This window comes from Tenacibaculum sp. 190524A02b, from assembly GCF_964036645.1.
Lineage (GTDB): Bacteria > Bacteroidota > Bacteroidia > Flavobacteriales > Flavobacteriaceae > Polaribacter > Polaribacter vairaonense.
The window spans coordinates 939,716-958,112 of record NZ_OZ038525.1 but is presented as its reverse complement, the minus strand read 5'-3'; the positions used below and the strand labels follow the sequence as shown (position 1 = coordinate 958,112).

The 18,397-nt window shown below is 29.6% G+C and carries 2 protein-coding genes; both read right to left on the bottom strand.

The window, feature by feature from the left end; genetic code table 11:
- Positions 1-7: 7 nt before the first annotated feature.
- Positions 8-8,074: an amino acid adenylation domain-containing protein gene (locus ABNT65_RS03765; protein WP_348747210.1), complete on the bottom strand. Its 8,067-nt coding sequence runs from the start codon at positions 8,072-8,074 to the stop codon at positions 8-10.
- A 186-nt stretch (positions 8,075-8,260) separates the two neighbouring features.
- The gene (locus ABNT65_RS03760) at positions 8,261-18,193 is read right to left on the bottom strand and encodes an amino acid adenylation domain-containing protein (protein ID WP_348747209.1); all 9,933 of its coding nucleotides are present in this window, start codon (positions 18,191-18,193) and stop codon (positions 8,261-8,263) included.
- Positions 18,194-18,397 lie beyond the last annotated feature (204 nt).

The following is an 18,397-nucleotide window of genomic DNA, read 5'->3' as shown; positions in this document are numbered from 1 at the left end:
AAAGAATTTATATTTCGCTTAAAACCTCCATTTTCACGTCTTGAAGAAGCGCATCTATTTGATTTCCTAATTTTACCACATAAGGTCTTCTTATCATTGTTACATGATTTCCTTCTGAAGGCAAAATGTTTACTGGATTTACTGCTAATTCATTCCACTCATTAAAACGGTTTTCAAAATCTTCATTATGGAATGCCGTTTTAAACACAGTTACTTCTGTATTAACTAGAGTAGTGTCTAATTCCATCATTTGAGATAAAAGCATATGATTCATTTGTATTTGTAGGTATTTATCTAAATACTCATTATTCATAAACTCTTTTACAGCTGCATCTTCTCTTGCTTTGTCTAAAATGATTTTTTTAGCGGCTTCATAATCCATGTTTTTAAAATCATCTGGTTGCATTCCAACCATGTTCCCCATTCCTAAAACTAGCGCAAACATTTTTAACTCTTCTTGAGACATTTCTACTTTTTCTTCTGCCTCAACATGCATATTGGGAACTGTATCTAAAATAAGTAGGCCTTTCACAGGGATTCCTTTTTTCTCCATTCGCTGTGTAAGTCCAAAGGCTAAATGCCCACCTAAAGAATGTCCTGCAAAATAATCTACTCCTGGTCTAAAGTGATCTTTTACAGCTTTTTCAAATATATCTAGCATTTGTTCATAACTTAAAAACTGTGGTGCTTCATCTTCAAATAAACCAGGTCCTTGAAGTCCAAATACATCACCAACATTTTCTAAATTTCTACTTAATTCTATATATCCCATTAAGGTTCCTCCTGCTGGCGGTAAAAAGTAAACCCTAGGTTTATCCTGACTTCCAGAAGATAATTTAATTAGATAATCCTTTTCTGTTCTTGTACGTTTTACCTTATGTTCTCCTAATTCAATGGCTTGTGAAAGTTCTTGAATAGTAGGATACATAAAAATCATTTTAGGGTCTAATGGAATTCCTTCTCTTTGAAGTTTTCCTATTAAACTAACTGCTAAAATGGAGTCTCCACCTAAATCAAAGAAAGAATCTTCAATACCAAATGTATTACTATCTAAAACATCACTCCAAACTGTAAATAATTGTTTCTGTAAGTTTGTTTTTGGAGCAATCATCTCCTTCAAAGATTGTGCTATCTCAACTTTAGGCAGTCTTTTTCTATCTAATTTAGAATTTGCATTTTTAGGTAATTCTTCTAAATACATAAAAGCTGAAGGAATCATATATGAAGGTAATTTCTCTTTTAAACTTTTAATTATTGTTTCTGTTGAAACTCCATTATCAGTATAATATGCTACTAGTCTTTTATGTCCATTTTTATCTACCTGAGGTACTACTGCGGCATCTTTTCCTTTACAAATATTACTTATTACTTGTTCAACTTCACCACATTCAATTCTATAACCTCTTATTTTAACCTGATTATCTACTCTTCCCCAATACTCAATACAACCATCTTTTGTCCATCTTCCTAAATCTCCAGATTTATACATTTTCGTTTTAGGAACAAATGGATTATCTATAAACTTTTCTGTGGTTAATTCTGGTCTACTTAGGTATTCTGTGGCTAAACCATCTCCTGCTAAATAAATTTCGCCTATTACACCAATTGGTAAAGGTTGTAAATAGTTATCCAATACATAACACTTACTATTAGCAATAGGTTTTCCTAAAGGAATCGAGTTTTGTTCTTCTCCTATTTCTGTTATAGGATATACATTAGAGAACGTGGTGTTTTCCGTTGGTCCATATCCATTATAAAGTCCTATTGGTAGGTATTGAAGTGCTTTTTTCATGTGATTAACTGAAAGTTCTTCTCCTCCAACTAATACACATTTCATTTTGCTTATGGTATCAGGATATTGATCTATTATTTGATTAAATAATGTTACTGTTAAGAAAGTTACTGTTATATTATTTTCTTTAATGAAATTAGAAAGAAACTTTAAATCTAATCTTTTCTCTTTATCTATAACATAGTAGGTAGCACCATTTAACATAGCTCCCCAAAACTCAAAAGTAAACGAGTCAAAAGCAAAATTAACAACCGTCATAAAATTATCTTCTGGAGTAATTCTATAATAGTTCGTATCCTTTACTAACCTGAGTATTGCTTTGTGTGGAATTAATACTCCCTTTGGAGTTCCTGTAGAACCAGATGTGTAACATATGTATGAATTAGTTGTACTTGAAATAGCTTGCTTATTTAGTTCTAAATTTGATTCTGAATAATCATTTGGCTCTTCTGTTAATTCAATTATTGGAAAATCATTCCACTGTATGGTATTATTTAACTCTGGCTGAATTATTAAAAACTTAGCATTGGAATCTTCTAAAATAAATTGTCTCCTCTCTAAAGGTAGTTCGTAATCTAGTGCTACATAGGTTGCTCCTATTTGTTGTGTGGCTAACAAGATTATTATTTGTTCTAAAGAGCTTTTGGCACAAATTGCTAAAACCTCTCCACTTTCAATACCTTTTAACTGTAGACTTTTCGACCATTTATTTACTTTTTCATCTAGCTCTTTATAGGTTACAGATTTATTTTCTAACTGTACAGCTATAGCTTGTGGGTTTTTATTTACCTGTAATGAGAATTGTTCATAGATTGTACTTTCTTTAGGGTATGGTGTTTCGGTTTTATTAAATGTTTCTGTTACTTGTATTCTATCTTCATTAGAAAGCATCGTGTATTTATATACAGGTGCTGAAGAAGACTTACTGATCTCTTTTAATAATTGAACAAATAAGTTTTGCCAATTATGAATAGTATCATGTTTAAATAAACTTGTATTGTACTCAAAACTAACAGCTATTTGGTCTACTTGATCTAGTATTTGAACTGATAATTCAAATTTTGAAATTTTATGTTTAACATGTAATGGTGAAGCTTTACATCCTGCAAAGTTTATAGATAAATCTGCACTTAAGAAGCCGAATAATGTTTGAATTAATGGTGGTCTGCTTAAATCTCTTTCTAAATTTAAATCTGACAATAATTCGTCAAAAGGATAATTATCATTTGTTAAATCTTGTTGAAGTGTAACCATATTCTTTTCTAGGTTTTCTTCAAAACTTAACTGATTATCTATTTGAAACCTTATAGGTAACGTATTAACAAACATACCAATAACATCATTCAAATCTTTATGATTTCTTCCTGCAACAGGAGTACCAATTAATAAGTCGTTATTATTACTAATTTTACTAATAAAGATTGCATAAGCTGTAAATAATAAATTATATAAAGAAGTTTGTTTTTCTTTTGCTAATAGTCTTAAATCTTTTTGTAATTGCTCTGGTAAATTAATTATTTGTGTATCTCCTGTATACTCATACAAAGCTGGTCTAACATTATCTATTGGTAATTCAAGAATAGTAGCATAGTCTTTTAATCTATTTATCCAATAATTTTGTTCATCATTAGTATCTTGTTCTTTTTCCCAATACACATAATCGGTATAATCAATACGACTTTCAGTAAATTCTACAGTTGCATCATTATATAAATCATTAATTTCTTCAATCAGTTGATTTAATGACCAACCATCAGAGATAATATGATGCTGACCTATTAATAATATTTGCTGATTTTCTTTAATCTTAACTAACTTAACACGCGTTAAGTCTCCTTTTTCTAAATCATATTCTACTCCACTTTCTTGTGTTATTAAATCGTCTAAAGTTTTATCAATTAACATTTCAGGAACTGTAGTAAAGTCTATAAATTCTAAAGGTATTTTTGCATCATCCTTTTCAAACATTACAGGTTCGCCATTTACCTGTTTAAATCCTAAATGTAAACTTTGATGTCTGCTTGATATAATACTTAAAATAGCCTCTAACTTTCCTACATTAATACTTCCATTAATTTTCCATGCGCCTAAAATATTATACAACTTACTCTGGCCTTCTAATTCAATAAGTGTCCATATTCTTTTTTGAGCATGACTAAGTGGATAGTAATCCGTTTTACCATAATTAGCTATTTTTTGGTAATCTATTTCTTTTTGTCCAGAAATAAAATCAACAAATTTATATAGTACAGCATTTTCAAATAACTGTGCCATATTTATATTCGTTTTATAAGCATCATTAACTTTTGATATTAATTGAATGGCTTTTATTGAATGTCCTCCTAAATCAAAGAAATTTGCTTTTGCATCTGTTATTTGTACTTCTAATACTTCTGACCAAAGTTTTGCTATTGCTATTTGTACCTCACCTTCTAAAGGTTGTATTTCTCTAACTTTTTGTTTTATATCAAGGTGTAAAAGTTGTTTTGAATTAATAGTACCATCAGTCAATTTAGGCATTGTATCCAGTTGTAAAGTCTGAATATTATTTAACCATGATAACCTATTTTGATCACTTACATTTTGTATTAAAACTTCTAGAGCATTCGGTTTTGTAGTATATAATACAGGTACTATTTCTGTTTCATTATTTATTGTTTCTTGTATAATATACTTATTATTCAAGTCTAAACCTACCATGACTCTTGATTCATCAAGCTGCATTGCCACATCAAAACTTATTAAACCACTGGAAGGATTAATACTTAAAAAACCTCTCTGTTTAGCTAAAAGTGAAGTTTCATTAGCTTTATTCATTCCTATTTTTTCCCAAGCACTCCAATCTATAGTCTTTATAGATACATTTTCAAATAGTGATTGATTAGCTAAACCTGATTGATATGATGTAACTGCTGAATAAGCACTAAAACCATTTCCTCCAAAAAAAGCATTAACAGATGAAAATTGTACAAAAAGACTTTTGTTTTTTTGCTTTCCTAATGCTTTTAAAATTTTATCAGCAATAGTTACTTTTACATTTATTTGTCTTTCTACATATCCCCATGGTTGCTCCAATACTGAGTAGTTTTGAGGTTCTTCAAAACTTTCATTTAATGAAGCTCCTGCTAAGTGAAAAACACCTTGTATTTCTTCATTTGAATTGGTTATTACATTTTCTATTCCTTTTTCACTTTCAAAGTCTATTTTTTCATAAGAAACATCACCTACTTTTTGCCATTTTTGTAACAAAACTTCCCTTTCTTCCGATAATGCTTTTCTTCCTAAAACAACCAGCTTGAGTTTGTATTTTTTTAATAAATGTGGTACCAAAACTTCACCAATACCTCCAAAACCTCCTGTTATATACCACTTTTGATTGTAAAACTGTTCTGTATTAGGTAATAATAGTTTTGATTTTATCTCTGCTTCTTTTAATGCTTCAATTTTAAAAACAAATCGATTATAATCTCTCCATGATATAATTTCATCTATTAGTGGTTGCTGAATTTCTTCATGAATATCGTTACAAGCTTGCCTATCTATTTTATCTAAGCTAATTAATTGAGCCTTTATAATTTCTTGCTCAATATTTAAGGTTTTTACGTATCCTATTAAAGCTTCGTTTTCACCTAAATATTGACTTACTTCTCCTCTATCTTCTACAACAACTACTAATCTTGCATTATCTGAAAAACAAGACTGTAAGCTTTGTAACATATAATGAAGATTTCCAAGTGCTATATTAACAGGGGTTACTTCTTTTTGGTATGACCATAAGTAGATTATTTCACATATTTTTTCTTCTCTTAACGAATTACTTAGTAATGCATAACCTTCTTTTGATAAAGGATTGATGACATAAGTTTGACCCTGTAAAGTATCTTTGATGCCATTGTCCTCACCTTTTTGAACTACAATAGTGTTTTCTGTAATAAAATCATCAACGTTTACATTTTGATTTACCAATAATAAACGTTTACCTATTTTTTGTTTTGTTTTAAAATTCGTTAACTTTTTAAGCTGCCATTCTGGTTTAGCAAACCATTGTGGTATTGTTCTTTTATTTTTCTCTAATACATCAATTGCTTTAATTGCTTTGTCATAAATATTTGTTGTAAAACGATTTTTTATTTTTGCTCTTTGTATTTTTCCACTTATTGTTTTAGGAAAATCTTCTTTTGTTACTGGAATTACATAACTAGCTTCTAATCCAAAACTTCTTAAAATACTCTTTTTTATTGCTTCTATTGTTATAAGCTCTTCTTCTAATGTCTTTTCTACTTCAGGAACATATACAACTACTAACTTTTCTGTTTCTTCTATTGGGTCAAAAATACCTGTAGCTGCAGAAAAGGTATTTTTAACTCCTGCAAGTTCATCAACAACTGCCTCTATTTCAAAAGATAGAAAGTTGGCGCCATTGATAATAATTAAATCTTTTTCTCTTCCTGTTATATATACATTATCATTTAAAATGAATCCTAAATCACCTGTATTCATCCATCCATCTCCAACAAAAGCTTCTTTATTTGCTTTAGGATTATCTACATAACCGTCCATTATTGTAGCTCCTTTTATTTGCAAACGTCCTATAACTCCTTCAGGAATTATATTATTTTGTTTATCTGTAATTCTTGCTTCAGATCCTGGGGCTATCTTACCACAATGTGGTAATGAAGTATATGCCGTTTCATCAATACCTTTTTCTATCTCTTCAGAGTCGGCTATTTTTAATAAACCATTCATAGAGCTTTTTTCTACAATTGCCACTCCTGATGACTTAATTCCTGCTCTCATTTCATGATTTACCAAAATACATGAACTGGTTTCTGACATACCGAAACTTGGTTGCATGGCGCTATTTGGTAGCCCGAAAGGAGTCAATAATTCTAAAAATTTCTGACAAACATTTGTCGTTACTGCTTCAGCTGCGTTCATAATATGATGCAAACTTGATAAGTTCCAACTACCTTTTTGAATTTCATTTTCATATTCATTTACGAGTGCGAAAACAAAATTAGCTCCCCAGGTCATGGTTACTTTAAACTCATCTACCCAATCTAGTAATTTTATAGGGTCTTCTAAAAATTGGTTTACTTTTACATTTATTTGATGATACCCAAAGTAAACATCTCTTGCAGAAAACATTAATGAGCCTCCTACGTGATCCATTGGAAGAAAACTCAATGAAACTTCATCTTCTTTTCCAAAATCTTGAGTTTTACTACTCCACATTCTATTAACCAAGGTTCTATTTCTATGTAAAATACATTTAGGAACTCCTGTACTACCTGAAGTTAATAATTGAATAGCGGGTGAATCTGGTTGAGCATCAAATAAATTTTCATCTGGAATCGCATTCGTAAAATCTTCTGCTTCTATCCCTACTAACGGGTGTTCTCCCCAAATTTCTTCTATTGAATTTAATTTATCTAAATCACCTTGGTTTACAACTACTAAAGGTTTCTTTAATAACTTCCATACATTTGCTAATCTTTGAACTATGGCATTTTCTTTCTTAAACTCACTAATTGCTCCTACTGGAGTTGGTAAAAAACCTCCTAAAATACATCCCCAATAAGCTTCTATAAAAGATCTATTGTCTAGTATATTAAGAATCACAGTATCTCCCGGTTTTAATCCTTGGTTTCTATATACAGCTAAGGCTTTTTTTGCTCTTACTAGCAAATCTTTATAATTAATAAAGTCTCTACTTCCATCTCCTAAAATAAATTGGATTCCTCTTTCTGGGTATTTTTCTGCTGTAATTATTAAAGAGTCTTTTAATGTTTTAGGCGCATTTTCTGGTAATTTAAGTTGTTGACCTACCGTATGAGCCATAGGAATGTTCTTTGCTATTTCACCATTTAATGAATAATCTTCCTTATGAGTATAAGAAACCTCTTTAAAAGGATTTAAAGAAATATCCCATTGATGCAATGGTGGTATATAACTTGTAACTTCTTTCAATAATAAACTACTATCATTCAATTCTGGGGTATGATAGCTTGTAGTAACAAGATTGTTTATATGTTCATCTAGCTCTTCTTTTAATTTTAATTCATCAATCTTACCACCAGATGTTAGTGGCAATACATCTTTATGAATAAAATGTAATTTGTCTTTTAACTTATAAAAGCCATCAATATGAGTAAGATCTGAGATATCTATCAAACTTTCAGAAACAATACAAGCCACTACAGCTATTATTTCTTTGTCTTTTTTAACAGGAAAAAGATAGGCGTTCTTTACCTGAGTAGTTGCGATTAACTCGTAAGTCATTTTTAAAAGATCAAATCTTTTTCCATTAACCCTTATAAGGCTCGACCCTTTTTTAGTCTTTGTTGTTAACATATATAGTAATGATTTAAGTTTGTGTTTGGTTTAAATTTGGATCATAACTCCTCCTTCTCACCTATTAAATAGGTAAGAAAAAGAAAGGGTTATGATATATGTATGTTATTTAATCTAGTATTCTTCCAGTTCTAGAATTTGTATTGTAGAATCTTTATTCCATTTACCTGTATCTCCTGTTGGATATAAATACGAATCTTTAAATATTGGGTTTTCTATTTTATTTTCATCCATCCATTCTCCCCAATCTCCACAGCTTTCAATTGGGTTATTGATAGATAAATAAATTTCACCTATTTGTTCTGTATTTTTAATTTCTTCTAATGATTCATTCAAAATAAAAATTTGAGATCCTTCTTCTTGATTCAAAACTCTATAGACTTCATCTTGATCTTCATATAATGTATGTATTCTTATATTTTTACTATCAATTTTAAAATCTACTTCATTTTGATTTACATATAATGATTGTAATACCGAATCATTAATATTATCTACCATTTGATTAAGTACAGTTTCCAGCTGATTTAATAATCTAACTATTTTACCCTCTGAATAAATATGATTTTGGTACGATAATCTTATCAGTATTTCCTCTTCTGGCATAATTACAAGACTTAAAGGGAAATTAGTATGCTCATATGCTGTTGTTTCTCCCATTTGAATCAAACTGTGATCTGTATTGGAATCATTAGCATAATTTTCGAATACTAAAATTGAATCAAAATATCGCTTAGACACATCTAATTTGGCTGCTTTGTATGTTTCATTTAATTCAACTAACTGATAATCGTGAAGTTCTAATACAGTGTTTTGTATTCTTTTAGATAATTCTAAAATAGTTTCATATTGGTTGTGTAAATTTACTCTTAAAGGTAAGCTGTTAATTAACATTCCTGAAACTTGATCAACATCTTCTATCGCTGGTAATCTTCCTGAAAAAGTTGTGGCATACAATACATCCTTAACTCCATTAAACTGAGCTAACGTTAATGTCCAAGCTGTTTGAAGTATTGTGTTTAAAGTTATTCCATTTAATTGAGCTACTTTTTTTAATTGCGCTGTTTTATACGTATTAATAGTAACTGATTCTTGTTGTATTTTTTCCATCAACCCTTTTTCTCTTAGCTCAGGAGATAACTCAGGTATCGGCTCAATTCCTCTTAAATATTTCAGCCAAAAAGTTTCATTAATTGACGTATTATTATAATTAAGTATAAAATCTTTAAAACTAGATTTAAAATTGGTTTTTAACTTATACGTATTGTTATTACTTAAGTTATGATATGTATCAATAATTGCGTTTAAAACTAAAAATAGACTCCAACCATCTAAAATTATATGATGGAAGCTTAAAACTAATAATGATTGCTCCTTCTCTAATTCTATAAGATTAAACCTTGGTGTTGTTAGCTGAGCAAGGTTGAATGGATTATCCAAATCATTATTGAAAAATTCCTCTAAGTCCTTTTGTTTATCATTATTTGTAAGGTTAGTATATTTTAAATCTACTGAAACATTATTATGTACTAACTGAACAGGAACTCTAAAGTTTTCCCAAATGAACTGTGTTCTAAGGTTGTCATAATTATTTACTACTTGTTCAATTGCTTTTTGAAGTATATTTCTATTTACTTTACCTTTTAATTCTTGCTTTACTTGAGTAAAATATACTTTTGCTTTTGGGTAGTTTATATGCTGATACAACATCCCTTCTTGGTTTTTTGTTAAAGGGTAAACATCTTTAATTCCTGAAGGCAATAAGTTTAACTCTTTTTCTGAAAGCTGTACACTATCAAAATCAACAGTTTGATAACTAAACTCATTTGTTGTTAAGCAATGATTAATTATTATTTTTAAGTTTTTTATAAACAACTCTCCTAATGATTTGTATTTAGTTGTATAACCAGGAGTTGTTACTTTTACTGTAAAAATTGCATCATTTACCCAACAATTTAATTCTATTGGATAAGGCCTAACTGCTCTTGGAGCATGAAATTTTCCTGTTGCCTTAGGCGCTAATTCAAAAGACTCTTCAGATTGATCTAGCCTACCTAAATAATTAAAACAAAGTTGGCTTTTTACTTCCTCTTTTTTATCCAATAAACCATAGCCTAATCCTTTTTCCGGTATACTTCTTAAAGTGTCTTTAATATTTAGAATTTGTTCTTTTAAACTAGCTTCATGATTATGCACAATACTAGATGGATAGGCAGTTGTAAACCAACCAACAGTTCTACTAATATCAATAGCATCATTTACATCTTCTCTACCATGTCCTTCTAACGTTACAATTATATCTTCTATTGAAGTTAATTCATGTACTGCCTTAGATAAAGCTGTTAGTAAAATATCATTATAAGCTGTTTTATAGACTTGGTTAACTTCATTAATTAACGAACTTGTTTCCTCACTAGTTAAACTTACAATTTCTTCAAAGGCATCTCCTTCTCTATCTTTCTTTGAAAAATCAATTTCCGGTAATAACTTCTGGTTTTCTATTCGTTCTTGTATAGACTTCCAATAATCTTTCTGGTCTTTAAGTTGCTCATTTTTATAAATGTTTAACGTCTCTTGCCAAGACTTAAAAGATGATGTTTTTGGCGGGAGTTTTACTTGTGGATTCTCTAACAATAAGAATAAATCTTCAATTAAAATTCGCCATGAAATTCCATCTACTACTAAATGATGCATACATAAAAATAGTTTAATATCATTTTTATTTACCTCATACACTATCGCTTTACATAAGGCCCCTTCTTCTATATTTAGTGTTTTTTGTACTTCTTCTGCGTGCTTTAATAATTCATTTTCTTGATTTTTCTCATTAGTTAAATCAATAAAATCAATAGTTATTGGATTTACATTTTCTGATATGATTTGTTCCCAATTACCTGTTATATTTTTTTCATATTTAGCTCTTAGCATATCATGGTGCATTGCCAATTTATCTAAAGCTGTTTGTAAGTCTTCTTTTGATGGTTTGGTTTTTAAAGAAACTAAAACAGGTAAATTCCAATAATTGACCTCTTCTTTATTAAAGTTAAAGAACCATTCTTGAATTGGGCTTAAAGAGACATTTCCTTTTAATTGTTCTTGATCTTTTAAATTCTTCTTAGTTAATGGTACCATTACTTCTGCTAACTTTTCAATGGTTTTTAATTGAAAAACTTGCTTTGGTTTAATTTGATATCCTTTTATCATTAGTTTAGATATCATTTGAACCACTACAATAGAATCACCTCCTAATGAGAAAAATTCAGATTTTATGCTAACATTATTCAGTCCTAAGACTTCCTTCCAAACCTCTGATAAAATGAGTTGCTTTTTTGTTTCTGGCTGAACTAACTCTTCATTATTTATAGTATTCAATTCAGGCTCTGGTAATTGTTTTCTATCAACTTTACCATTGCTATTTAGTGGAATTTCATGTATAACTGTATAATAACTTGGTATCATATACCCAGGTAATTCTTCTGATAAATAAGACTCGAGTTCGCTTATTTTATCTTCATTATTAAATACAATCCAAGCTGCTAGTTTTTTATTTCCAGTTTTATCTACAAAAACTTCTACTACAGAATCTTTTACTTCTAAATACTCATTAATTCTTGCCTCTATCTCTCCACATTCGATTCTATGTCCTCTAATTTTTACCTGTTTGTCTAATCTTCCTAGATACTCAATGCTACCATCCGGGAGCCATCTTCCTACATCTCCTGTATTATACATTAAGCCTTGTCCTACAAAAGTATCATCAATAAATTGTTCTTGGGTAATTTCTGGATTATTCAAATAAGATAATGCTACTCCTTTTCCTGCTCCATAAATAATTCCAGGAACACCTGGAGGAACTAATTCTTTATTTTCATTTAAAATATATACTCTAGAATCTCTTAATGGATACCCAATAGGTATTGATGGCTGTCTTTCTTTTACATTACTGATAGGATACGTTGTAGTAAATACTGAGTTTTCAGTAGGTCCATATCCATTCATTAATCCCTTAGGTAAATAATTTAACGCCTTCTTTATATGACTAACAGATATTGCCTCTCCTCCAACTAAAAGACACTTGTAACTTTTAATAGCCTCAGGTTTGTACTCTATTAGTGAATTGAATAATGTTACTGTCATAAATCCTCCTGTAACTTGTTCTTTTTCTATGACATTAGCCAACTTTCCAATATCAAGAATATCATTCTTTTTAATTACAACAAGCTTACCACCATACAACCAAGCTCCCCATATTTCTAAAGTAAATGTATCAAAAGTTGGATTTCCTAATTGTAGAAAAACGTCGCTTTCATCAATATCATAATATTCATTATCAACTACCGTTCTTAAAACTCCTCTTTGTGGTACAACAACCCCTTTAGGTTTTCCTGTAGATCCTGAAGTATAATTTATATATATAGGATCTTCAGTATTATTTATTGTGCTACTTAAGTTTGTTGACTCCTGTTGGTAGTTAAAATCTGTATCAACAATTAGAATATTATCACCATACTTCTTGGCTTCACCTTCTAAATGGTTACTACATAAAATGATTGGAGTTTTTGTATCTTCAATTATCCATTTTATTCTTTCTTCTGGATAACTTGGATCTATAGGTACATAAACTGCCCCCAACTTTACAGTGGCTAGTATAGATAAATACAACTCATCTTCTCTATCAAATAATAAACCTATTGGTGTTTTACTTTTAATTCCTTTGTTTTGTATTATACTGGCAATTGTATTGGTAAATGTATCTACCCATTGATAACTATATGTTCTCTTTAAGCCTTTTAATGCAATAGCATCACCTCTTTCTTCTACTTGTTTATACCAGAGTTCTTGAACAGTTGCCTCTTTTGTTTTAAAGTTTATTTCTTTATTCCATACATTTAAAATAGTATGTTCTTGTGTTTTTGGTAAAACTCTTTGTTCATTTATTGATAAGTTTGGTGAACTTATCACTGAGTTTAAAATTGTTTCATATTGATGTAAAAATTGATTTATGGTTTCTGGATTGAATAAATCTGTATTGTAAATAATTTTTACATCTACATACGCCTCTCTATCAAAAATATGACACTCTAAATCAAATCTAGTTGCCTCTTGATCATGAATTATAAATTCTGCATCAAGCTCTCCTAAATCAACTTTTTGTTCGTGTGCATTTTGCTGAACAAATAAAAATTGAAACAATGGATGCATTGAAGCTTCTCTTTCTACCTCTAACTCATCAATTAATCTATCAAATGGTACATCTTGGTGCTTCCAAGCGTTTAATATTACTTGTTTTGTTTGTTGTAAAAATTCTTCAAAACTTAAACTTTTAGACATATCAAAACTAATAGCTAATGTATTCACAAAGAATCCTATTAGTTTTTCTATAGTTGCATTTTGACGATTGGCTATTAATGAACCTAAAACAACTTCCTCTTGTCTGGCATACTGCTTTATCAAAATTGCAAAAGCTGACATCATGGTCATGTATAGTGTACAACCCTTTTCTTCTGAGAACTCTTTTAACCTTCTACTTAAATTAGTATCTAATGATAAAATTTGCGCTGTTCCATTATATGTTTGACTTGCAGGACGTATATAATCAAAAGGAAAATCTAATACTTTAGGTTTGTCTGATAATTGATTTTTCCAATATGCTATAGATTCGTCATAAGTACCAATATTACAATTGTTTTCTTGCCAGATTCCAAAATCAGCTGGTTGAAACGCTAACTCAGGTAACTCTATATTTAAATTGCTGGCTTTAGCAGTATACAAAGCTTGTAAGTCTCGAACAAAAACTCCTGCCGACCATCCATCTGATACAATGTGGTGTATTGAAAATAATAACTCGTTTTTTTCTTCTGAAAGCTTTATTAGTTTACATCGTAACATTGTATCTTCTTCCAAAAAGAAAATTTTATTACTCTCTTTATTTCTTAACTTATTGATCTTATACTCTTGTTCTTGAATTGGCAATAAGCTTACATCAATAACATCTAAATCAACAATATAAGGCTCTTTAATAATTTGCCATAAATTACTTCCTGAATCAATATTAAAGTTAGTTCTTAAACCTTCATGTCTTTCCACAATAGCATTTAAAGAAGACTTTAGTATTTCAATGTTTAACTTACCATTAAAAATTAATGAAAATGCATTTACATAAAGTGGACTTTCTGGAGCATACATATACGTAAACCATTGTCTCTTCTGCGCCAATGACATTGGTAGTTTACAAGGATAACTTCTTTTTTCCTTTACTTCAATCTTTAGTTGATTACTTTCCTCTGAGTTAGTATCTATTAATTTTGCTAATGATTGTAACTCCGCTAGTTCAAATAATTGCTCAATTTTAACAATTGTATTGAACTCTTCTTTTATCTTAGTTATTAATCTTGTTGCTTTTAGAGAATCGCCTCCTAATGAGAAAAAGTTATCCGTTTTACTAACTGAGTCTACATTTAAAATTGATTTCCATATTTCAGATAATTGTTGCTCTGTTATAGATTCAGGTGCTTGAAATTGTTTTTGTTTTGCTAGTAATAAACTTTCAATTCTTTCTGTATCTACTTCTCCATTTTCTTTATAAGGTATTTGTGTAACTCTTAAAACATGTAATGAGCTAGATTTATCTTCTTCTCTAAATTCTTTTAAAACCTTGGTGATTTCTAAATTATTATCATCCGTAGTAAAAAGTAATGTTTTAATTTCTTTTTCCTGAGTTATTTCTTGTGTCAAACTAGCTATTTCTTTTGCACTACTATCAAGGCCAACATACGTTACTGGTTGAGATAGCTTTAACCCTATAAGCATTGATGCAAAAGCTTTTTCAATTGGCATTGATAAATAACCTCTAGAAGCTAAAACTTGTTTAATAGCAAGGTCTTTTCCCATACCAACACCATCCCATAAACTCCAACTAAAGCAATACGCTTTTTTACCTTCCTCATATAGTTTTGTTGTATAATTCTCTACAAAATCACTAGCTGCTGCATAGGTTCCTACTGTCATTCCAGACTTGATAGCTCTTGCAGATGATGTAGTTACTAATATACACTCATTTCTACTATTTAATAATTTACTTAGGCTTTTGGTTCCAATAACTTTAGCTAAATACATTTCTTCTAACTGACTTTTTGTTAAGTCTTTTAATAGAATTTCTTGTATTATTCCTGCAAAATGAAATATCCCTTTTAAACTTTGATTGTATTTAGTTTCTATATTTTTTATTTCTTCTTCAAATTCTTCAAAAGAAGCTATATTTACATTTGTGTAATATACATTACTTGTTAAACCCTGTAAAGTATTCCATTTATCTAAAGCTTCACCTTTTAAAGTTTCTTTGGCTTTTCTACCTGAAATTATAACTTTAGCATTAAGCTCTTCAATTAAAAACTGTGCTAATCGAAATCCAACTCCACCTAAACCTCCTGTAATTAAATAAAGTCCATCTTTATCAAGTGGTAACTCTTTATTTATTAAACCTACATCTTCAACAGCTTTTGATTTTTTTAGTCCAAACTCATAGCGTTTATCATCACGAATTAGCACTAAAGAATTTTCTTTTTCATTAAAAGCTTCTTTTATTGCTTTATGAATCAGTTTTTCGTTAAATACGTCAACGTCTAATTGAGTTGTTAATTTAATATGTTCAAACTCGTGCGGTAATGTTTTAATTAATCCAGAAACCCCAGATGTTTTAGAGATTCTATTTTTTTGTGAATATGGTATTAGGTTCTTTGTTATTACTAGTATTTTATCTATTACGCTTTTAACAGTATCAAATGCTTTTATAATTTCTAAAAACTGAAGCTCTAAATTTTCTTCCATATTCGTAAAATCTATAATAATAGATTTGCGTTTATTAGAATTATTTAATTCAGCTATTAAATTTTCCCATTTTTCGAATACCTTTACTTCTTGCACAGTATCCCAATTTGGACTTTTTGACCAAATTAAAAGTTGAGATTTAGTAGTATTTGTTGCTAGTTCTTTTTCTTTCCAATCTATATGTGAAAACCAATTTAGAATGGTATTCTTTGAATTATTATTGGTTTGATAAAAAGATTCTCCTTCAATAAACTTATTATCTAAATAGTTTTTTATAACTGCTGCTCTTTGCTTTTTACCAATGTTCGTTTTAGGGATATCTTTCTTTTCTATAGGAATTATTAAGTCTGGATTAATTCCTAATTGAGTTGTTATTTTCTCTTTGATTTGAGTAATAACACCACTCATAAAAGTAGGTTCTGTACCACTACAAACAAAAAATATTGCCAAAATATCTGATCCATCTTCTGCATTTGGAATACTACAAGCTACAGACCAATTTTCCTCTACTCCAAAAACACTTTCACATATTTCTTCAATATCATAACAAGCATAATTAATCCCATTGATAATAATCATATCTTTTTCTCTTCCAGAAATAGTTAGCCTATTATCCACCATAAAAGCAATATCACCTGTATCCATCCAACCATCACCAATAAAACTTTCTTTATTTGCTTTTTCATTATTACGATAACCTCTCATAAGAGTTGGAGAACTGATCTGTAATTTCCCTTTTACTCCTTGTGGTACAACTTCTAATTCATCATTTACTATCCTTATACTAATTCCTGGCAAAGGCCTTCCTATTTCAACTAGTAGTTGTTTATTTATAGAGTTTTCTTCTGATGGTATTGCTACTCCTTCTTCTGTAAAACCTACAATTCCTTGTATTCCTGATTTTGTTTCAAAAGCTGTTATTTTATCATTTATTGTCATGACAGATGATGTTTCTGACATTCCCCATCCTGGTTGCATAACAGAATCTTTTAAACCAAATTTAGCTAATGCCTTTAAAAAATCATGGCATACAACACTAGTTACTTGTTCTCCAGCATTTAAAATACTTTTCAAAGAACTTAAATCCCAATTTCTTTCTTTTTGATTATTTATATGTTGAGTTATAATATTGAAAGAAAAATTAGGAGACCAAGTATGTGTTATTTTATATTTTTCTATCCAATCTAACCATCTTAATGGCTGTGCTCCAAAAAGATTTACATTAATTTGTACTTGAACACATTGCTTATACAAAGCCTGTAAGTGAGACATTACAATTCCACCAACGTGGTCTAAAGGCATCCAATTAAGATGCACACTATCTTCTTCTAATTCGAAACCTTTTGAATTAATCACTACATGATTACATAATGTTCTGTGACTATGTTGTACACACTTTGGTTTACCTGTAGTACCTGATGTAAGTAAATGTAAGGTAATTGAATCGCTATCAATTTTATAATTAGGTTCTAAAATTCCTTCATTCTTTAATGAATCAGTGTTAATAACAACTGGATTTTTATAATCCTCCTCAAAGAGTTCATCCCAAACTTGTAATACATTCTTTAATTTTTCTTCTTGAAGGTCATCACATAATATTTTAGGAAAACCTAATAATTCTGAAACATTTTTTAGTCTCTTTACGTCACTGCTTTCTATTCTTAGATCTTTTAAAATTCCCATTGGAGTAGGAATTGCCCCTATGAAAATTAATGCCCAAAATGTAATTAAGAACTCATCATTTTCATGATATTGCATTATAATAATATCTTCTTTCTGTACACCTTTATTTTTCAAACTAAAAGCCCTTTGCTGTGCTTTTGTGTAGAGCATTCTATAACTAATAAAACATTCTTCATTTTCTCCATTTACAAAATATACTCCTTTTGAATCAGAAGTATTAGCTGCTTTATCTAATAAACTTTCTAGTTTAAAAACATGATCAGATGGCATTATTAACTCCTCTCCTTTTACTAATGATAAAGGCGAGTTACTAGGCCAACTTATACTTCTTTGTTGATTAGTATTAATTTCACTCTGAACCTTTTTTTCAATATTTACTAATGAATCTATTTTTATCTTTCTTACTTCAGATTTAATACACTTTTCATAAATCAAAGCTTTATTTATTGAGAGCTCTTTTAAATTTGTTTTTTCTTCCTTAAGATTTAATAATAATGGCAATTGGATATTACCTTTCTTGTTCTTAAATATAGTCATAAAGTAGTATTATAATGTGGTTATATTATTTTAATCAGGGTAAAATTATACAGGCATCTTTTATTCCACAATACTCAATAATCCTGAAAAAGCAATAATCGAAAACCCTTAGAGAATATTAAGGGATACAACCCACCCACACGTAAGGGTAAAACCCTACTTGTACGTAAGGGTAAACACTGAGTTTTCATCAAAAAAAGACAT

Coding starts and splice junctions, on each gene's coding strand:
- ABNT65_RS03765 (WP_348747210.1), bottom strand. CDS start 8,074: ATGACTTACGAGTTAATCGCAACTACTCAGGTAAAGAACGCCTATCTT.
- ABNT65_RS03760 (WP_348747209.1), bottom strand. CDS start 18,193: ATGACTATATTTAAGAACAAGAAAGGTAATATCCAATTGCCATTATTA.